The sequence below is a fragment of the Pseudoalteromonas sp. APAL1 genome, assembly GCF_021532475.1.
Classification (GTDB): domain Bacteria; phylum Pseudomonadota; class Gammaproteobacteria; order Enterobacterales; family Alteromonadaceae; genus Pseudoalteromonas; species Pseudoalteromonas lipolytica_C.
The window spans coordinates 59,779-79,495 of sequence record NZ_JAKGAW010000014.1 but is presented as its reverse complement, the minus strand read 5'-3'; the positions used below and the strand labels follow the sequence as shown (position 1 = coordinate 79,495).

The following is a 19,717-nucleotide window of genomic DNA, read 5'->3' as shown; positions in this document are numbered from 1 at the left end:
CTTAGTCCATTTTAGCTATTTTAAACGTTACAGTGGCATTCTTTCTTGGCTCAACTAATAACAACTTGTAACCCGCAGTTTCTAGAACTTCGTTACTTATATGCAGGCCCATACCTCGTCCATTTTCTTTTCGACTGAATCCTAATTGAAAAATTTTGTTTTTGTCTTGCTGAGGGATTTCTAATCCATTGTTTGAAACGTACACAGACCCATCATCTTCGGCATGAAGTCTAATAGTTTTATTAGAAATACCACTTTCATTTAACCAATGGATAGCATTGTCAATCAAGTTAACAAACACAGGATAAAAAGAAGAGCGGTAGCCATTTATGCTGCCTTTTGCAAAGCCGTTTGTATGATTAAAAGCTATTTCGTGTCGCGCAAATCTACTACCAAATAAGTCTTTTAAGAAAGCTTTTATTTCGAGCAGTTTTATGTTCTCGGATTTGCGTGAAAGTCTTCTGTTTAGTGGCGTGAATAAATTCAAGTATCCATCGAGATGCTCAAAGTTGATTTTTATATTCTTGTAAACACCTTCTAAGTCTTGATTAACATCAGACCATGCCTTTAAGTCTTTCAAGCTCGAACGGACAGACCTTACAGTGCTATTAAATTCATGATGAATAATACTTACAGCTAAGCCTAATTGACTTAATTCTACATCCGTATGAATTTTTTCTTTGAGCTCTTCTAATTCTTCGCCTAGAGCACTCGTTATTTGCTCGTTTGTTATATAGTTATTATCTTCATCTTTTTCCCAATAAATGCCTTCTAGCTGCCTAATTATAGTGTCTAGTATATTTGTATTTCTTTCACTTACTGAGGTTATTTCATCCGATAACTCTTTTCGTTTTGCAACTAAATCAATATCAGCTTCGTTATCAATTGATATAGTTTTAAATCTATCTTTTACTTGTCTAATTTGGTCGTCTAGATCTACCATCAGGTCTGTAGTTAGCTCTTTTACCCTTTTTGTGATCTCATTAGCCGACTCTGTGGCTGTGTTCTTCTTAAGAGCATTGATTGCTTTTGCTTCTTGTGAAATAAAATCAACAGCTTTTTCTAATCGTTTTCTTTTACTTATAGATATTTGTAACTTATTAATTGTTACATCCACCAGTTCATCAATTTTTTGAATCGTTTTAGAAAATAAGTTTTCTTCTAATACATCGAATTCATTGAGGTATGCTTCATAGTCTGATTTTAGCTCACCCCTTACAAGAAACCCTTTTGGGGTTGGGACGGTAATAGACTTTCGATACTCATTAAGTTTTTGTCTGGTTTCTGATTCTGTATCTATTATTTTTTGACTAGCTAGATCATGATCTTTAATGGAATATATAGTATTAAAGTTTTGAGCGGCTTCAGTAAAAATACTATCTACTTCTTGCTCTATAAGGCCATCTTGGTTGTCAGAAAAAAATTTATTTAAGGCTTTTTCAAATCGCTCTTTTTTAGCTCTAGCTCTCTTGTTCTGTTTTTCTAGAGCTTTATGCGATGCTTCAATCTCTGCTCTTTTGTTGGCCCATACCTCTGCTTTTGGGCTTGCTGTTATATCATCTCTGAAAAAATCTGCCGCCAATTGAATAAAGAAATTAATCAAAATTTGTCTAAATTGGCGATATGCTTTATCTTCAATAAAACCTTCTCGACCTGCTTTTTCTTTTAGTTTAAAGTTATCTGCTTGCTTTAGGTTAATTACACCAAACATTCTTCGATAAGAAAAAAAAGCTAAACCAGCATGTTTAGATCTTCTTTTTTCAACGTCTAAATAATCGACATCAGAGTTACCATAAGGAAGAATACGTATATTGTCTTTGTATACATATAAACCACCAAATTTTTCAGCTTTTGCAATAACTCTTGCGAAATCCTCGTTACTAAGGAGTGATTGGTTTTTTTTGCCTTGAACATAAGCAAGGCTGATCTCAAAAGGGCCACAGCTAGTTTTGTTAAAGTTGTTTCCGGTCCAATTTACAATATGTTCGTATGTTTTTTCTTGGTAAACTTTAATTGCACCTTTGAATTGGCCGAACTCATCGAAATGGCCTTTAAAGTGGTGATCAGCAACCTCGAAATCATCTACTGTAAAGAATTGCTCTTTGTCTATAACATCAACATATGTTCCGTCATTTACTCTGTAATCTCTAAATGCGATATCCAAAATTGGCTTGGGATGATCTGGGGTCATTGTATTGTGAAAACCCATGAGCATTTTTTCAATTTTGGTGGCTTCTTTACCAATGGATGAACCATCCAAATCAAATTTCAGAGTTTCATCTACTGGAGACACAAAAAAATAGGTACCACTAGACTCATAACCAGAAAAATCATTACTGCGATTTAGTTTATGGTATAGGTCAGATGGAACAGCGTTAAACGCTTTTATTGTTGATTCTATGTTTGTATATTCAGTATCAGTGATATCGTCTTGTGCTAGAAGCTTGTCGATAGACTCTATCAATTCCTCTTTCATTGAATCTATTGTTAATTTATTAGGCAACTCTGTAAGCGTCCTTATTGGAATAACAATATCTTCTAAATTTAGACCTGGCAGCTCAAAAATTTGCCAATTTATTAGGGCGGCTGTGATTTCTTCCTGGTTCTTAGCCTTGGTAACTATTAATACTTGTTTACCGATTGAAGCAATAGCTAATCGCCCTATGCCTTTTTCTCCCATTGCAACCCGCATGGGTTTAGAGGGATCAATTGGAGGTGGACTTGATTTTCTGTGTATCACTTTGGATTCAGTGCCAAGTGTAAGCCAGCGAGTTTCAAAGTCCTCTTTTGACATACCTACGCCATCATCTCTCAACACAAAAAGATCATTTATTCTGAAATAATCAATATCAACATTATCTGCATATGCATCGTGAGCGTTTTTAAGTAACTCATTTATTGCTGTTGGTATACCCGCAATTTGCTGCCTGCCTAATAAATCTAGTGCTCTTGCTCGTGTTTTAAAGTTTGCCATTGCTGTTCTCTATAATCGCTAGTGCGATTCTCCTTGAATATTCTGGTGGGACCGCATTCCCTATTTGTCTGGCTATTGCTTCCATACTGGTGCCGTGAAATTCAAATGATTTAGGAAATGACTGTAACGTTGCCCCCTCCCTTAACGATAAAGCTCGATTTTCTTCCGGGTGAACAAATCTACCATTTGAAACACTGAAAAACTTGGTCGTTATAGTAGGCGATGGTTTATCCCACCACAGACGACCGAATGTATCTTTAAAAGAATTATCTTTTCCTACAAAGCAAGGTAGCTGTAGTTCTGGGTCATCAGCAAACCCCAGTCTATCCCCACCATTCTTTTTGACCATTTTAAGTCTTTTAAGAGTTTTCGGTGTGATTTTAGCAACACTGTGCTTGAAGCTAGAGTTATCTACATGCCCAGCTTCCACTTTAGGAAATCCATTAGCTTCGCCAATAACATCTGAAACATTGAGCTTATTTGAGCATACTTTAGGCGCCACCTCTTGATTGCCAACTCTACTCGCTATAAGTGTAAATCTTCTTCTATTTTGCGGTACTCCAAAATCATTTGTGTTGTGAATCTCAAAATGAACAACATAGCCGTCTTCCTCTAGCCATTGAATGAAATTCTCTAAACCGCTTTCTTTTTTTCTTCGAAGTACACCAGGAACATTTTCTACAACCACATAACCTGGGCGTAAGAACTTAACAAAACGCTCGAATTCAACTAGAAGACTTTTAGATTGTTCAGACTTTTTCTTGTCCGTATTTATTATGCTCCAGTACTGACAAGGGCTACATCCGATTAAAATTAAGTCTTTGTCATTACGTTTTAATTTTAAATCTTTAGCTAACTTTTTCTCATTTAATTCGAAAACATCACAATTAATGAATTTGGCATCTTTAATATTTGCTAAATAGGTTTTTTCACAAGCTGGTTCATAATCGATACCTGCGATTACTTTTACTCCAGCCGTCTGCATTCCATAACTCATTCCTCCACCACCACAGAAGAAATCGACAGCCTTTAAGGTTCTAGTGGCTTTATTACGTTTTTCATCCATTAAATTTTATCTACCTTTAAGCCTGCTTTTTTCAGACGAGGAATTAAATTCCTCATTTTGCTAAACTCCGTACCATAACTAGGTTTTAGTTCAACGCTCTCACAGAACTCTTTAGCTGTAATGTCCTCTAATTGATCTGCATACTTTAGAACTTGAAGATGAAGTTCAGCCATATATTGATTACGAGGAGCGTCATTTAGAGCTTTTTTGATTGATGCGAAAATTATTGATTTCATTATTGTTAAGTAGCAATCTGCTAATTTAGCTAATCTAGCAAAATTAGCTAAATTAGTAAATGAAACATAACGCAAGCTGTTGGAGGAATACCTTTGAAAAATAATGAGCGATTAGACATTGATGCTTTAGTTGAGGGCGTAATATCTCTTGATGATTTTACTAAGGAAGGTTTCGTCAGTGTTCCCCATTACAAGGGCTCGCTCCACCCATCGGTGTTTTTCGCCCATTTATTTTTACTCAAAAGTAATGCTAATGGTGTTAGTAGAGAAGATATAATCAATCGATTAGGTATTACAGAAACCTTTTTCAACGAATTTCTTCAAGGAAAGGTGGCTGTTGATTTAGACTTCGCCAAAAAACTTGGAGATACTACTGGCATACCTCACGACTTCTGGTTGCGTATTCAGCGTAAGTTTGATGACACACATTGTGACTAACGCATTACATCCCAATAGCAATTAGTCTGGATAAGACGAACTCAGTCAGCTTAAAAACTATATAAATCTTCAGCCACGAAGAAAAAATTTTAATTTTTTTTCATTTTCTCCATCTCCTTCATAAACAACAAAAAACAACTTAAAAAGTTTGCTTTTAGCTTGGTTATATTCGATTAAATTAATAAAAAACAATTAGTTAAAATCAATGTGGTCAAGATCTGTTAAAATTAACGTGTAGCTAAGGGCATCAGGATGATGCTTCAAAGAGTCTTATGTTGATAAGGATATTGACGATGTTAAGTACCACAAATATGAGTGGTGAGGCTCAAATGAGTCTTCAGTTAAATGAAATTGTAGAAGAAGCTTATGTACCAGACAAAGATTACCAGTCTGGCGCCACTGTTCACTCAGTTTCTTCTAAAGGCCAAATGCGACGAGTGAAAAGTCGCACAACTGGGCGTATTGAATATACGCTGTCTTTACTTGAATACATGACGTTTATTATTTTTGACTTGGATCCCAGAGTTGTGGATATCCAATCTCAATATTCGCATGACTTATCAACGACATTAAAGCTAGCCTTTGATCTGGGCATTAACCACCCACCCCAGAAGGACGCAGAGAAGAAGTCTTTAACTACAGATTTTGTCATTACTCTTGCTGGACCAGAGAATGAAAAGCTTGGGGTTTACGTGAAATATGTAGAAGGTTTAGAGGGCTGGCGAACAATTGAAAAGCTTCAATTAGAGCGGGCTTCGTTGGCTAGACTGGGTATACCTTTGTATGTAGTTACGGAAGAGCAAATTTGTAGGAAAACTCATCGTACCCTGGAGTGGATAATTGGCGCGAGCCTAGATGATTGTGATGTTGATGAACTTTACTCTCATGTTACCTCGATTGAAAATGCTTTTCTAAGTAATCCAGACGAACGAATCCATAATTCACTTGTCGCTCTAGATGAAGTAAACAAGCTTGAGGGAGGGACCTACCTTTATCGATTTAAGCAACTTGTTCAGCTTGGGGTTTTCTTTTTGGAATTTGACAAAGACTTCTTCAACTTAAGAGGGGCTGACATTCAAGTTGTAGATGAGGTGCTTCATGCTTGATTTTATGACGCGCAATCATGTTTACAGCTGGGACGGCAATAAGTACCGTTTATTGGATGATTTTGGTGACTTTGCCATTTTTATTGATATTGAAAAAAATGATGCATTACCTTTCCGATTAACCCCAAGACAAGTAGCGGATATTGATGATCAACAAAAAATCATGGGTGTCGAAGACCCTTGGCGAGAAAGTGTAAATCGTAGCTATGAAGCTGGCCATGATTATCATGCAATGCGTGATAGTAACCTTGATCGGATCCAAGGTGTTATTGGGGGCTCTAAGTATTGGATAAAAAAACACCGTGCCGAATTGATCAAAGTTCTTGTATCAATGAAAGTTGGTGCAAAAAGCACGATTTATCGTTATCTCAGACGATATTGGCAGCGTGGACAAACTCCCAATGCACTTTTGCCTGATTATGCTAACTGTGGTGGTAAAGGTAAACCTAAAACAAGAGGGGAAAAGCGCTTAGGTCGGCCTAAAGAACATGGAAGTTACGATTCATCTCAATCTACTCCGGAAATGGAGTCAGTAATGGAGACTGCTATCAAGTACACCATTTTCAGCGGTAAATACACGGTTGATAAAAAGGGTAAACCCAAGAATGTATTTAGATTGGAAGATGCATATCTTGATTTTTTGGCGCGATGGTGTGATGGCGATGTTCGTAAATTGGAAAATGAAAAGCCAAGCTCTGATTTATTTAAAGCTTTTTTCTATCACAAATTCAGCCCAGAAGCCCGAGCAAAAGCCAAAGTTGGTGATAAGTATTTCAATGCTAACTTAAGGAAGCTAAATTCAGACGTCAGTGCCAATTTAGTTGGCCCTGGATACTCTTATGAAATAGACGCGACGCCATTCGATGCTGGATTGGCCGATAAAGAACGATTTCCTCTAGGTAGGCCAACTCTCTATGAAGTTATTGATAGTGATACTTCTAGCTGTGTAGGCTTCTTGCTGACACTAACGCCACCATCTTATTTCAATGCAGTGAACGCTATGACCGTTGCGATCAGGGATAAAGTTGAATTATGTCGAGAGTTTGGTTTGGAAATCGAACCAAGTGACTGGTCGATGCAAGGTTTACCAAAGGCTTTTTTTGGGGATTTAGGTTCTGATCTTAGAAGTAAAAAAATCACTTCTGTAACAGTGGAGCATGGATCAGCGATGATTAATAGCGGAGCTTCTCAGCCAGAAAAAAGAGGTAAAGGTGAAAGAAGTTTTGGTCGAGTTTATGCTGAAATAAGCCATCTACTTCCTGGCTTGATCTCGCAATATTTACCAAAGAAACATGGCGGTAAGTATAAGCCTGAAGAGTATACAATGCTGCTAGATGAGTTGAATCGCATTATTGCGCGAACAGTCATGGTGCTCAATTCAAAGCCGATGGGAGTGGTAAAAGTCGACGCAGATTATCCAACCGAGCTTGATACCTCTCCGAACTCGAAATGGAAATGGGGTATTGCTCATAGAACTGGGCCTCTTCACTCTATTGACTCAGAGTACTTCTGGTATTCATTGCTTGAAAGAGATCAAGCGAGCGTGTCTAGACGTTATATTCTCACTTACAAGCATCTGCAATTTGTGATCCCAAATGCGCTAGGTCTACGAGAAAAGATTTATAACAACCTTCAAAAAATGGAGGTTGCTATCGATCAGTCTGACGCCTCTGCTATTTACTTAGTGCCAAAGAATGGAGAGACCGAGTATATCAAATGTCCCCTGCACGTGGATTACAGGCGATTTGAGGGGCTAACTTGGCGTGACGCTATTTTGCGGGACAAGGAGAGTAAACACGCAAACGCTGACGCAATGCACGATCACACGCTGTATGCTCTTGAACAACAGTTAAAAAACAAGGAAGACGTGCGCATCGCTATAGCAGATAAGAAGGCAAAGTCAGATAATCGAACAAAAAAAGAAGAGCTTTCGAAACTTGGAGATAAACCTACTCAAAGGGTGGAAAGCAAAGTAATTTACGATGCTGTAAAGCCTAAATCAGCGAGAAACGAACGCTATCCTTCCAAAAACGAGTCGCAAGCTTCTGTCGTGATGGCAAATACACGACTGAACGAAATGTTCATGGATGATGAGGACTAATTATGGCAAAACAGCAGACGCTCCCTATAGAAAAGATACCACCAAAAGCTTGGCGATCTGAAGGTTTGATCGCAACTGATGACACAACCGATAATCAATTTGTTGATGTACTCAGGGATACATTAGATGTGGGCTTATTAAAGGCTCACTTTAAAAATGTTCAAGTCATTAAGGCAACAGCTGAAGACAAAGATAGCCGGCGTAAAAGTGGTATTCAGTCGTTAATCGATAGTTTTTATGTTTTAGTGCCTGAGATTGTTGATTTGTACGATCGCTTAGACTTGACGATAAAAAGTGGATATCACAATAAGGTGCCCAAGAAGAATCAAGGGAGAGTCTTATCAAATAACCTATTGTCAGCTATGGGCGGTAAGCCCCATGTTTGGCATGACGACACAGCAGTACAGAAGCGCCGAGATATTTCCGCTATTGTAGGGCCTAAGAGTTGTGGTAAAACAGCTGCAATTGAGCGTTGTTTGTCACTCTACCCGCAAGTAGTTTGGCATGATGCATCTTCTCAGGCGCAAATTGTGTACTTAAAAGTTGAGTTAAAAGGGGTTTCCAACCTGTTGGAATATTGCGCTCGATTCCTAGAAGCCTTAGAGCTTGCTTTAGGGAGCGATAAGTTTGATGAAGAAGTAGAGGTTGCGCCCAATGTTTGCGCTGCATTTATGAAAATGAGGAGCCTTTTAACAACTTATAATGTAGGAACACTGGTCATTGATTCATTAGAGACGACACGGAATTGGCCTATTGATAAACGAGAATTGTTATTTGAGCACTTATCTGGCCTTGCTGACATAACCCCTGTCGTTTTGCTTTCGAGTGATGTTAATTGTTATGACATCAATGAAATAAGCTCCGAGAAGCTTATCTGGGATCCACTTTGTGCCTTTTCAAATGAAAACGAAGAACTCGTTGATCGTTGGTCACGATTTACAGCGAGGCTTTGGAAGTTTAATTGTTTAAAGGCTCAGGATATTGAGCTCAATGAAGAGCTCAAAGAAGTATGGTTTAACGCGTGTAAAGGTGTTGTGGGAATAGCTGTACGCTTTTATGCTCGATGTCTGCATGAAGCTATAAATACCGGAGTAGAATGCATTTCAAGAGAGTTAATGTTGAGGGTACAGAAAAAGTACTTTAGCCAGCACCGTTCGTTCTTTTCTGACATTGCTCGTGATAAGCGAAGCGATAAATCAGCCAAGTCTATTCCGCAACCAGCTTCAAAACCAAAACGACGTAAAACGCCTAAGCTGGAATCTATGCAGCGAAAAGACTTTAGCCGCATAGCAAAATCACAATGGAATACACTGCCTGAGGATGATTTGCGTTATTTGGCATCCCAACAAAAAGAGGATAATTATTACTTGATGCTGAAGGAGGCTGGGCTTGTATTGCCAATCGGAGATTTCAATCTTCATGATAAATTTCCCCAAACCTTACCCAGATGAGCTGTTATACAGCATTTTAGCGAGAGCAAGAGTGCGTTTTTGCGAGGTCAGTCCCAAGCGATTGATTGACCTCGCTATGGGGACTCGAACAGCAATATCAACAATCAACTTACCTTCCAGACTAAATGCGCTCAGCGAAACAAACTCATTAACGCTGCCTTCTAGTGAACAACTGACTTATAACAACACGCTATTTCCATTATACGCGCCATTTATGCCAGAAAACCGTCGATTACAATGTTTATCACTATTGAAGGGTAAATCATATGGAGCTGTGCATTTATGTTCCGGCTATGCCTGCTCACGTATTCCAAAGTTACATCATATAAGGTGTTGTCCCAAGTGTTATTCAGAGCAATGGAATACTTTGGGCGAACCCTATTGGATGCGAGTGCACCAGATTAGTGGAATTGATTATTGCCCAATTCATCAAACAAAGTTGGTACTAGCGCAACCATATCATTCAGTATCAAAGCGACATGAGTATATCCCATTATCAATTCTTTCAATCAACCATGAAAATGTGAGCACGACGCCAGTGTTAGACTGTTTTTACTGGCTCGAAAAACAGATTGTAGCTTTGCTAGAGCAAGCGCCAGAGGTTTCTGCGAGTTATGAACAATGGACAGCTTTTTATCACGAGTTAATTTGCGAAGTTGAAATGGACAAAGGGTATTACGTTAACTATTCGAGAGTTAAATCTGCTGTATTAAAAGCTTGGCCATTTGATTGGCTTTGCGCAATGAACTTAGTGCCAAGCGACTCTGAATCATGTTGGCTTCACTGTATTACCAGAAAGCACCGGAAATCATTCAGCTATCTTGAACATTTGGTTTTAATTTATGCAATAAAGGGTGAACCTGCGAGTATTGTCCAAGTTTTAGACTGGGTGCAATCAATCAAGAAGGTAGTAAACCGAACCTATCAAAGCTGTCCACATTCAGAAAAAGAATTAAGAATTTATAAATTAAATTGGCTTCGTTTAGTTAAAACTTTCGGGACTAAAATAGCTCGCGCTAGCGGTGGTGGCGCAATCTATGCTTGGCTCTATCGTCATGATAGAGATTGGCTTTTGAAGATTAACCTGCGTTACAAACACCCGATACCAGTAGTGAATAACAGAGTAAATTGGCGCCAAAGGGATATTCAGTTGGTACGTGAGTTGACCAAAATTAGAGATTTTTATTTGCTTGATATAGAAGGGGAAAGGAGATCCCAAAAATGGTATTTGAGCCAATTAGATCGAGGAACATCTGTTGAAAATTACTTTAAAAAGCTGCCCCTAACTTCGGAATTTCTGCATAGGTACTCCGAAGATGTATCTGACTATCAAATTCGCAGAATCACTAATACGTTAGTGAATGAGAGAAATGAAAAAATTGCTCGATGGGTATTATTGCGAAAATCAGGCTTAAGTGATGAACGAATGACTTCGCTCACGGCAGAGTTTCTCAAGAATTTATTATCAACGTGCCAAAGTAACAGCCCATATTTTGGAGAAAACAAACATAGGATTTATGATGACAAAAACTGATTGGATTTTTAGTGAAGCGGATCATAGTTTACACCAAGAATTTTCAGCTCAAGATAGTGGTATTAACCCAATTGACAACTCAAATCCAGTAGAGCTTATTATTGACCGCCCAGCATCATTTAATGTCACCAAAGGACATACCGGTGATGAATCGTTTTCTCAATTGTCAGTTGATATTCCGTCAGATGTCATGGATAAGATGGCTATCTCCTGGTGCAAAAAACGAGGACTTCATGGAGCACTCGGTGTTCCAGTAAGTCGTGAGTTTGGCTCTGTGGATTATGAGCAGGTTTCCCGTAGTAGCGAACAAGAGGATGCTAAGCTGGTGAAACTGGTAATGGAAAGGGAAGATCAGCCAGAGACAGAGGCTAATCTTGAATTTGATAACATTTTTGATGTTGTAGCAAACAGTACAGAAGAGGCCAAGCAGTTACAGGAAGAGTCCGATGAGTTAATTAAAGATAGGGACGCCAGCGAACTAAAAGGACTATTTTCAACGTTGCCTCCCAAACGTAATCGAGCTGCTTGCGGTATCCTAAAGCATATCAGGACTAATCAAAATGTTGATGACGAAACATCATTGCTATCAGCAATAGAAGAAGCGTTGTTAGCAGAACATATTATGTCTTCTGACGAGCACTTTTTAGACTTGGCCTGGCGATTTGAAGATAATTTGGCAGCAGGGAAATACGCGCCAGGGCTGAACGAAGATGGACAATGGCTACTTGTAGGGACCGATACTCGCAAAGAAACACTCATCACTGCACTTGCACCGCTTAGCGTCAAAATTATTGAACGATTAATTCAACAAGACAAGCTGATTTCGGAACAATCACCACAATGGGTTACGCCGCAACTACGGTTAACGATGTATAGCTGGAACCACTAGCCTGCTCTACGCTCTTTATAAATGGGGTAATTACAAATCGAATCGTTAAAACGTCAGGAAACACCAGATCTTCATCACAAAAATCGTACTGACAGAGCCATTGAGTTTAACCCCTCTCATTCAGACCAAAATTTTCGTCAGGGATATTGTTTTCATCATCAAACATGAATAAATTTCTTTGGTGGTCTTTTAGAGCGAAAAGAGCAACTTTGAAGCAGTTTTGACACAGATCGAGATGATATTTGCTTCCGCCTTTATGCAAGCCGTCTCCCCAATTAGCTTTCAGCTCACCAAGGTCAGTTATTACGCTCTCTTTGCATACATCACAGACACGATCAACGACAGTTTTACCTGAACTATCTTTGAAAATTTTCATTCGTACTCCGTTCAATCAAATTGATATTGCAATAATAGCAAAATAAGACTACCAAAGTTGCTCATGATAAGGTGCTGAATGGCTAGTGATCGCTCATTTGAGTTATTATCTCCGTAAGAATTGTCGGGTTTGGTCTAACTCAAATATCCAAAGATAACTAAAGAGTTTTGTGCAGATATGCGGAAGATGTATCTGACTATCAAATTCGTAGGATTACCAACAACTTAATTAAAGAGGGCTGTGGTGATATTGCTCTATGGGTATTATTGCGACAATCAAGTTTGAGTGATGAACGAATTACCAAAATCACGAAAGCGTTTCTCAAGGACTTATTGCCAGTAAACGGGTGGAGCAACTTATTCTTGTAAATACAGTTTGCAACCGGAGGGACAAAAATTTGAAAACTTTTAAAGTAGAAATGAAGTTTAATGTTGGAGATTCCGATCTTACAATGGATGATATTGACGATAAGCTATTTGAAGCTGGCTATGGGGACGCTTTTGTCTGTCATAACGGGAAAGGGTCAGTAAGTATTACCTTCAATCGAAAAGAAATCAGTAAATTCGAGTTAGTACGTGTCACTCGAATTCAAATACAGCAATTATTTCCAGAAGTTGAGTGGTTAGCTGATTCTAAGTAAAGCTTTAGAGGGGCTCGTTTGACGTGCCACGGTTAAATGTCTTACTTAAATTAAAAAATAACTATGTGGATTTTATTGTAGCGAACATGCCCAGAAGCGAACTTTACTGGGCAGATTCTAGTAGCGTACATTTTTAAATTTGCTGGGATCGTACTTTTTATGCAGGATCATACATTTAGAGCTAATTCTAAGTTTCGAACATTATTTAACGTGCACACCGGCTAATTAGCCGGCTTTTTTGTGTTTAAAAAAAGTTATAAGTGAATGAAACACCGTATGTTCTTGGTGGGGCATACATGACATCACTGAAACTTAGTTCAGACGTTGCTTTATCTGCTTTACTAACTTCAATTTCTTCATCGAGCAGGTTTTTAGTCCACAGCATGACTTCCCATGTGCCATCTGTAGAAACAATGCCTATCTGGCTATTCACTAAGTTACTGGTACCAAGTTCGGTGGCTGATAAGTTACGCGCATCGCTTTGAACTTTACCGCGGTACGAATAATCAACCCCAGCAAACAGATCCCAATTTTCAGTGAGCGTGGTTTCATAGTTTACGCTGACGCTGTTCGTCCATTTTGCGGCTCCCGGAAGTTGGTTACCTGTACAGTCGTCAATGGCATGGCAGTTTTCAAATTCATCAAAGGTTGCATCAGCATAGCCAATAGCCGCATTCACAGCTAATTGCTTCGTTACTCGATAGCTTAATTCAGCCTCAATACCTTGACTGGTTGCCGATGGGCCATTAACGACTCTGTTGGTGCCATTATCCTCAATAACGCGGGTTTGAATATCTGAGTAGTCTAAGTAAAAAGCAGCCATATTCAGACGCATGCGGTGATCAAATAAATCACTTTTAAGGCCTAATTCGTAACTGACAACGGCTTCACGGTCAAAACTCATCTGTGGGTTTAAAGGGTTGCCACCAATTGATTGTAAAGATTGTGGACGGAAGCTATAACCCCCTTCTTTATAGCCTTTCGATACTTTACCGTAAACGTGGTTGTTGTCGTTTATTGTGCCATTTAAGCCGACAGTCCATGATAAAAAGTCATCTTTAAGGGTCTGATTTGTGGTTGGAATATCAATGTAATTGAGCAAGTACACGCCCGGCAAAGATGTTTCCCAGCCGCGTTGATAAAAGCTCATTTGTTTTTCTACATCTGAGTATCGTAAACCTAAAAAGCCGTTAATTGCTTGAGTGAAATCATAATTAACATTTGCAAAAATGGCGCTGCTTTTGGTTTGTAATGTGCCGCCATTGATAGGGCCGCTACCCGGTTGTAAGTTAAGGCTCTGTGGGTACGGTTCTGGTAAACCTGTTGGAATGCCATATATCCCAGTACCACTTAAAAAGTTTTGGTCATTTACAGCCTCATTATCTAAATAGAAAAAACCAGCTACATAGCGTAATGACTGATCCGTTGGTGATAAAATCTGAAACTCTTGCGTGAATTGTTCGTTATTTTCGGTTTCGGTACTGAATACGATATCAACGGGAGTTGAGTCCATGTCTGTGCCAATAGTTGAGTCGTACACCTTTTTAGCCGTGATGGATTTAAACTCAAACCCAGAATCAAATTGGTAACTGAGCGTTGTATCTAAGCCCCAGTTTTCTCGGCTTACAAAGTAGCGCTCAGGGTTTACAAACACTTCATGAATATCATCGGTAATAAAATCTTCTGGTGTCATGCCACTTGGGTAAAGACCTAAATAGCCAAGACCTAATTCATAGTCAGTGAGTTTATTAGCAAGAGGAATACTCTTGTCTTTTAAATATTCAGCGCTGATATCAAGGGTTAGTTTATCTGTTGGGGTGTAACGAACTTGCGCGCGACCACCATGACGGTCCTGTGTTGAAAACTCGCTGCCATCGGCACTATTTTCAACATAACCGTCTCGCGAAACATCAAACAAAGAAATACTCGCGGCGAGCACGTTTTCAATCAGAGGCCCTGTTAAATACAGGTTTGTTTTACGAAGGCCATAATTGCCTAAGTCGACTTTTACTTTACCTTCAACCATATCGGAAGGCTTTTTGGTTGTGATATTAATAACCCCTAAATTGGTATTTTGACCAAATAAAGTGCCTTGTGGGCCACGTAGTACTTCTACTCGCTCAATATTACTGAGCTCTTGGTTAAACCCTGTTGCTCGCGAATACACCACACCATCGACGTACATACCCATGCCCGGGCTGGTGCCAGAGTTAAATACGCCATTAGGGCTTGATGGAATACCACGCATGTTGATGGTGGTTGTAAATGGAGAAGTAGTGACCATGCTCAAGTTAGGAACAGACTGCTGAATATCTTGGATATTTTGAATATTTCCGCGGTCCATTTGCTTACTGCCGAGCACCGATATTGCTAGTGGAATCTCTTGTAAGTTTTCACCGCGTTTTTGCGCTGTCACAATGATTTTTTCGAGTGCTAATTGTTCTTGTTGTTCGCTATCCTGAGTTTCAGCTGCTAGGCTCACGATAGGCAACAAGGTTAATAAACTGGTTATTGTTTTTGCCAGTTTGTGCTTTTTAAAATGACCCACCAAGCTCTCCTTTTGAAGCAATTAATTATTATTTTTTTCTGGTAAGTTAATCTTTTAAGCGATAAGTTTTGTTAGTGCTTCCGGCTTTGCAAAATAAGAGAAATTAGTTTTAAAATTTTTACTAATTTGCAAATTCGTAATATTAAAAAGCCCGTATTTAGCTGCTTTGGCAGCTGTGAGATTAAAATAAAAAGAATAATAAAAGTGTATCACTATGGCATTAAATGCGTTTTTATCTAGCCCTTTGACTATTCAGCCGTTCTCTCTTTTTATCGGCGCATGTATGTGTTTTAGCTTTGGTTTGTCGTTTTTTTTGTGGCGAGCAGGGCCCGGCTCTGCGGGGGCAAAAAATACCATGGCCTTGGTTAGTTTATTGATTTCAATGTTGGCTTTAGCTGTCATCATGCAAGCTGAGATACCAGCCCTCAGAGGGCAAGTGTATTACCTCGTCAGTATTCAAATGCTGACGGGTCCTTTGCTGTATTTTTATGTGTTGTTTCAAACAAGGCCTAATTTCACTCTTCAAGCGACGCATTTATGGCATTTGAGTCCGCTACTCATTTTTACACTCATTTGGCATTGGCAAATGCCCGTTGAGCTTAATCACAGCTTGGCTTTACCCTGTTTTAGTAATGAGTTATGCGATGTTTATCGACAAAATCGTTACCTTCATAAGGTGGCTGCTTGGGTCAGTAATTTAGCTTATTGCTTTATCATCATTGGGATTCTTAAATCTTACCAAGTGCAAATTAAAAGACGTTTTTCTAATATTGAAGAGATCAATTTACGCTGGGTCACCATGATTTGCTGGTGTTATATACTCGGTACTCTCTTGGCTATTCTATTTGAAGCGGGTTATTTCCTAGGAAATGAATTTAATAGTGGTCATATGCATGAACTTGCGATGCTGGTGACAACTGTTTTAATTGCTCATTACGGGGTGAGACAAGTAACAATCCACGCTGAAGAAAATGAAGAGCCCCAAAACCAACCAGCGGCAAATGTATCGAGCAGCAACAAAAAGTACCAAACAAGCAGCTTAACTGAAGTAGATGCCGCTTCACTTTGGCAGCAACTGCAGCAATTGATGGTCACTGAACAGCCATATTTAGAGGCGGGTTTAAAAGTGAGCGATTTAGCTAAGCGTTTAGACGTCTCAGTAAGTCATGTATCCGAAACCATTAACGGTCATGCTGGGTTATCGTTTTACGATTTTATTAATAAGCAGCGAATAGAAGCCGCTATTCGCATCTTAGAAGATCCTAATAAAGCCCATTTATCAGCGACTGAAGTTGGCTTTGAGGCTGGTTTTAACTCGGTTTCAACCTTTTACAGCCACTTTAAAAACTATCAAGGTTGTACGCCTAAACAATATCGCAGCAATAAAAATGCGGCTACTGTGAGTTTAAAAAGCTAAACCCACAGTGTGGGTTTAGCGCTTAATTAAAGGTTTTGATCACTTTGCTTGATTAAGTAGCTATAAAATTGCACCGCTTTAGTTAAGTTCTCGATGCTAATTTTTTCATTTGTACCATGGAAACCGGTTAGCTCTTGTGAAGTGAGCGTCATGGGTAAAAAGCGATAGCTATCCTCAGCAACTTGTTGGTAGCGACGACTGTCTGTTCCCCCAACGGTTAACCCTGGTACAACTACCAGATCGCCATGAATGCTTTGTGCTGCATTAGCAAGTAGTTTAAATGCCGGGCTTTCGCTGCTTGATACAGGTGATGGTTCAAATTGTTCAACAATGCCAATCTCAATACGAGGGTCATCAATCACTGCATTAACGTAGGCAATGATACTCTCGACGGAATCGCGTGGGTGAATTCGAAAGTTAACTTTTGCTTTAGCTTCGATGGGTAATACGTTTGATTTCTCACTGCCCGATAACATAGTAGGTGCTGTGGTTGTGCGGAGCATGGCATTCGCAGAGCTCATTTCACTCATTTTATTTTCGATAAGTGAGCCAAATAACCATTTGTTAGCAAATAACACGCGGCTTGAAAAAGGCATGTGGCGAGCCATTTTATCGTAAATTTGCGCCGAAATACCTTCAAGGCCACCGGGCACTGGGGCATTTTTTAAGTTTACAATGGCTTGCGCTAAGATACTTACTGCCGTTTCTGAGGGAGGCATTGAGCTGTGACCACCCTTAGCATGTGCGATTAGCTCAAGGGTTAAATAGCCTTTTTCGGTGACATTAATACTTGCCACTTTTGGCTCAACACCAGGGATCATACCATCAAGTACAAATGAGCCTTCATCGAGTGACCATTCAAGGGCAATAGCTGCATCAGCAAAGTAATCAGCAATTGCTGCTGCGCCATATTTACTGCCAATTTCTTCATCATGCGTTAGCGCAATATAAATATCTCGCTTGGGGCGATAGTCTTTTGCAAGTAAATGGGTAAGCGCTTCCATGAGAGTAATTGCAGAGCCCTTATCATCAAGTGTTCCGCGCCCCCAAACATGTTCACTATCAATGGTGCCAGCAAAGGGTGGGTGGCTCCATAGAGACTCTGTGCCTGCAATTACCGGAACGACATCATAATGGGCAGATAATAAAATCGCTTTTTTATTCGCCTCGCTACCACGCCAATGAAAGAGTAAGGTGTAATCATTAAACTTCTTTAGCTCAAGTTGTTGATGAACATCGGGGTATGTTTGCTCTAGCCAAGATATAAATGCGCTAAATTGCTGGTAATCAATATCAGAACGATACTCTTTTGAAATCGTTTTAAATTGCACCGCTTGAGATAAGTGTTCAGCAATCTGCTGACTGTTTACAGCAATATTTGCTGCAGGTATTGGGGTGATTGCAGCGGGTTTGAATTGCCAAGTGCGAAATAACACAATTGCAGTTAGCAGTAGCAAAGCTGCTGCAAAACCGATGAGTATTTTTTTTATTGTCATGATTTATTTCTCTATTTAGAAAAGTACTGAGTGAGTGAAGCTTAAAAATGGCTGGCTTACTTCCGGTTTTGCAAACTGAGAATAAATTCTATAAAAAATTCTATTTTGGTTGTTGATAGGAGGTTAAGTCTCAGAAAATGGTGCTCTTTTTTTCTTCGTTTGTACCTGTAACTATGTTAGCTTAAAAAATTACCAATATTTCTTAAGGATAAGTCGTGCGACTATTTAAGTTATTCTGTATTAGTGGTTTTTTACTCTGTACTAGTCATGTAATGGCTGAACCAGCTGCAGATGATGCGGTTACAAATTACAGCCAACATACGCATAATATCGAATCAAGTAATCTTAGTGAGCAACGCACTGTCGTTGTGCAATTGCCAAAAAGCTATCAAACACATCCAAACAAAAGGTATCCCGTTATTTACCGTTTGGATGGGGCCGGTAATTTACCATTGATTAATGCTGTGCTTGAACGCTTACAAGAAAATGATCAAGCGCCAGAGGTGATTGTAGTTGCAATTGAAAGCACTAATCGACTTAGAGATTTTTATCCTACAGTGAACAAAGAGCCACAAGGGCCTGTTGGCGAAGGCGGTGGTGCAGCAAAGTTTTTAGCTTTTGTAGAGCAAGAACTGATGCCTTTGGTTAATAAACAGTATCGTACTCATGATTATAAAGTTATCGCAGGAGCCTCTGCTGCGGGTGTATTTGCTCTTTACGCAATGCAAGCTGATCCTGAGTTATTTCAAGCGCACATTGCTTATAGCCCTGCGGTATGGTGGAACTATGGCGCTCCGGCTAAGAGTCTAAATACCTTTGTTACTAAAGCCAAAAGTATTAACAGCTATGTATATATAAATATCGGCGAAGAAGCCGGCATTATGCGCGAAAGATACGATGATATGCAGCAAACGATTCAAAATAGTAAGGTGCAAAATCTGCGTTTTAAGAGCGATGCATTTGCAGGTGTTTCGCATAACCTAACCTCAGCTGCTGGGGCATTTAATGCGTATCATGGTTTATTTTTATCTAAACAGATGCCTTTGAGTGCATTGGGCGATGATGTTTCATCAATTGATGCTTATTATCAACGCTTATCACAGCAATGGGGCGAGCAAATAGCGCCACCAGACCGCGCTGTTAGGATGCTGGGTTACAGCTTAACGGATAACCAGCAATTTGAGCGGGCTATTGAGGTGTTTAAGTACAATATCAAAAACTACCCTAAATCAGCGTATGCACTGTCAGCTTTGTCATATGGCTATGAAATGCAAGGTAATATTCGCCAAGCATTAGTTCAAATCGAGGCTGCAATAGCCGTAGCTGATGACTCGTATCCTTACCTAGATTACTTAAAAGAAACAAAAACGAGGCTACAAGCACAGTTGAGTAAGGTTTAATAATATGGCCAACTTAGCTGTTGGCTTTTTAAGCGCCCCTTTAAT

Annotated in this window: 15 protein-coding genes; 9 read left to right on the top strand and 6 right to left on the bottom strand. The window is 39.4% G+C overall.

Annotated features, from left to right (window positions below; translation table 11 throughout):
• Position 1: 1 nt before the first annotated feature.
• Genes L1264_RS09255 through L1264_RS09245 form a run of 3 tightly spaced genes read right to left on the bottom strand, consistent with a single transcriptional unit; the run spans position 2 to position 4,351 of the window.
• Positions 2–2,974, bottom strand: a complete 2,973-nt coding sequence (locus tag L1264_RS09255; protein WP_235403908.1) for an ATP-binding protein — start codon at positions 2,972–2,974, stop codon at positions 2–4.
• On the bottom strand, positions 2,961–4,040 hold the full coding sequence (locus L1264_RS09250) for a DNA cytosine methyltransferase (RefSeq protein WP_235403906.1): 1,080 nt from the start codon (positions 4,038–4,040) through the stop codon (positions 2,961–2,963). The genes L1264_RS09255 and L1264_RS09250 overlap by 14 nt, the downstream gene beginning before the upstream one ends.
• Entirely contained in the window at positions 4,040–4,351 is a 312-nt protein-coding gene (locus L1264_RS09245; protein ID WP_235403904.1) for an HTH-like domain-containing protein, read from the bottom strand. The genes L1264_RS09250 and L1264_RS09245 overlap by 1 nt, the downstream gene beginning before the upstream one ends.
• Before the next feature lie 18 nt (positions 4,352–4,369).
• On the opposite strand from L1264_RS09245, the gene L1264_RS09240 reads away from it, so the two are divergent.
• The 6 genes from L1264_RS09240 to L1264_RS09215 all read left to right on the top strand — a co-directional run bounded on the left by L1264_RS09240 (position 4,370) and on the right by L1264_RS09215 (position 11,795).
• Positions 4,370–4,714: a helix-turn-helix transcriptional regulator gene (locus L1264_RS09240; protein WP_235403902.1), complete on the top strand. Its 345-nt coding sequence runs from the start codon at positions 4,370–4,372 to the stop codon at positions 4,712–4,714.
• Positions 4,715–5,007: 293 nt separating this feature from the next.
• Positions 5,008–5,820 carry a TnsA endonuclease N-terminal domain-containing protein gene (locus tag L1264_RS09235; RefSeq protein ID WP_235403900.1) on the top strand — a complete coding sequence of 271 codons (813 nt, stop codon included), beginning with the start codon at positions 5,008–5,010 and terminating at the stop codon, positions 5,818–5,820.
• The gene (locus L1264_RS09230; protein WP_235403898.1) at positions 5,813–7,921 is read left to right on the top strand and encodes a hypothetical protein; all 2,109 of its coding nucleotides are present in this window, start codon (positions 5,813–5,815) and stop codon (positions 7,919–7,921) included. The genes L1264_RS09235 and L1264_RS09230 overlap by 8 nt, the downstream gene beginning before the upstream one ends.
• A 2-nt stretch (positions 7,922–7,923) precedes the next feature.
• Positions 7,924–9,372, top strand: a complete 1,449-nt coding sequence (locus L1264_RS09225; protein WP_235403896.1) for a hypothetical protein — start codon at positions 7,924–7,926, stop codon at positions 9,370–9,372.
• A complete protein-coding gene (locus L1264_RS09220; RefSeq protein ID WP_235403894.1) occupies positions 9,341–10,906 on the top strand; it encodes a TnsD family Tn7-like transposition protein in 1,566 nt (521 codons plus the stop codon). The genes L1264_RS09225 and L1264_RS09220 overlap by 32 nt, the downstream gene beginning before the upstream one ends.
• Complete coding sequence (locus L1264_RS09215) at positions 10,893–11,795, top strand: hypothetical protein (protein ID WP_235403892.1); 903 nt, start codon at positions 10,893–10,895, stop codon at positions 11,793–11,795. The genes L1264_RS09220 and L1264_RS09215 overlap by 14 nt, the downstream gene beginning before the upstream one ends.
• A gap of 106 nt (positions 11,796–11,901) precedes the next feature.
• On the opposite strand, the gene L1264_RS09210 is transcribed toward L1264_RS09215, so the two are convergent.
• Positions 11,902–12,171 carry a hypothetical protein gene (locus L1264_RS09210; protein ID WP_235403891.1) on the bottom strand — a complete coding sequence of 90 codons (270 nt, stop codon included), beginning with the start codon at positions 12,169–12,171 and terminating at the stop codon, positions 11,902–11,904.
• Between the two features lie 397 nt (positions 12,172–12,568).
• Between L1264_RS09210 and L1264_RS09205 the strand changes: the two genes are divergently transcribed.
• Positions 12,569–12,811 carry a hypothetical protein gene (locus tag L1264_RS09205; protein WP_235403890.1) on the top strand — a complete coding sequence of 81 codons (243 nt, stop codon included), beginning with the start codon at positions 12,569–12,571 and terminating at the stop codon, positions 12,809–12,811.
• A gap of 244 nt (positions 12,812–13,055) precedes the next feature.
• Here the strand turns inward: L1264_RS09205 and L1264_RS09200 are convergent, their stop codons facing one another.
• Complete coding sequence (locus L1264_RS09200) at positions 13,056–15,359, bottom strand: TonB-dependent receptor (protein ID WP_199527163.1); 2,304 nt, start codon at positions 15,357–15,359, stop codon at positions 13,056–13,058.
• Positions 15,360–15,573: 214 nt separating this feature from the next.
• Here L1264_RS09200 and L1264_RS09195 point away from each other — a divergent pair, with 214 nt between their 5' ends.
• On the top strand, positions 15,574–16,776 hold the full coding sequence (locus L1264_RS09195; protein ID WP_235403889.1) for a helix-turn-helix domain-containing protein: 1,203 nt from the start codon (positions 15,574–15,576) through the stop codon (positions 16,774–16,776).
• A gap of 26 nt (positions 16,777–16,802) precedes the next feature.
• Here the strand turns inward: L1264_RS09195 and L1264_RS09190 are convergent, their stop codons facing one another.
• Entirely contained in the window at positions 16,803–18,272 is a 1,470-nt protein-coding gene (locus L1264_RS09190; protein WP_199527165.1) for a M20 family peptidase, read from the bottom strand.
• Between the two features lie 272 nt (positions 18,273–18,544).
• Between L1264_RS09190 and L1264_RS09185 the strand changes: the two genes are divergently transcribed.
• Complete coding sequence (locus L1264_RS09185; protein ID WP_199527229.1) at positions 18,545–19,672, top strand: alpha/beta hydrolase; 1,128 nt, start codon at positions 18,545–18,547, stop codon at positions 19,670–19,672.
• Positions 19,673–19,717 lie beyond the last annotated feature (45 nt).

What these genes read in the sequence shown, in the direction of transcription:
- L1264_RS09220 (WP_235403894.1), top strand. Translation starts at nt 9,341, where the DNA reads ATGATAAATTTCCCCAAACCTTACCCAGATGAGCTGTTATACAGCATT.
- L1264_RS09215 (WP_235403892.1), top strand. Translation starts at nt 10,893, where the DNA reads ATGACAAAAACTGATTGGATTTTTAGTGAAGCGGATCATAGTTTACAC.
- L1264_RS09235 (WP_235403900.1), top strand. Translation starts at nt 5,008, where the DNA reads ATGTTAAGTACCACAAATATGAGTGGTGAGGCTCAAATGAGTCTTCAG.
- L1264_RS09210 (WP_235403891.1), bottom strand. Translation starts at nt 12,171, where the DNA reads ATGAAAATTTTCAAAGATAGTTCAGGTAAAACTGTCGTTGATCGTGTC.
- L1264_RS09225 (WP_235403896.1), top strand. Translation starts at nt 7,924, where the DNA reads ATGGCAAAACAGCAGACGCTCCCTATAGAAAAGATACCACCAAAAGCT.
- L1264_RS09185 (WP_199527229.1), top strand. Translation starts at nt 18,545, where the DNA reads ATGGCTGAACCAGCTGCAGATGATGCGGTTACAAATTACAGCCAACAT.
- L1264_RS09255 (WP_235403908.1), bottom strand. Translation starts at nt 2,974, where the DNA reads ATGGCAAACTTTAAAACACGAGCAAGAGCACTAGATTTATTAGGCAGG.
- L1264_RS09230 (WP_235403898.1), top strand. Translation starts at nt 5,813, where the DNA reads ATGCTTGATTTTATGACGCGCAATCATGTTTACAGCTGGGACGGCAAT.
- L1264_RS09195 (WP_235403889.1), top strand. Translation starts at nt 15,574, where the DNA reads ATGGCATTAAATGCGTTTTTATCTAGCCCTTTGACTATTCAGCCGTTC.
- L1264_RS09250 (WP_235403906.1), bottom strand. Translation starts at nt 4,040, where the DNA reads ATGGATGAAAAACGTAATAAAGCCACTAGAACCTTAAAGGCTGTCGAT.
- L1264_RS09190 (WP_199527165.1), bottom strand. Translation starts at nt 18,272, where the DNA reads ATGACAATAAAAAAAATACTCATCGGTTTTGCAGCAGCTTTGCTACTG.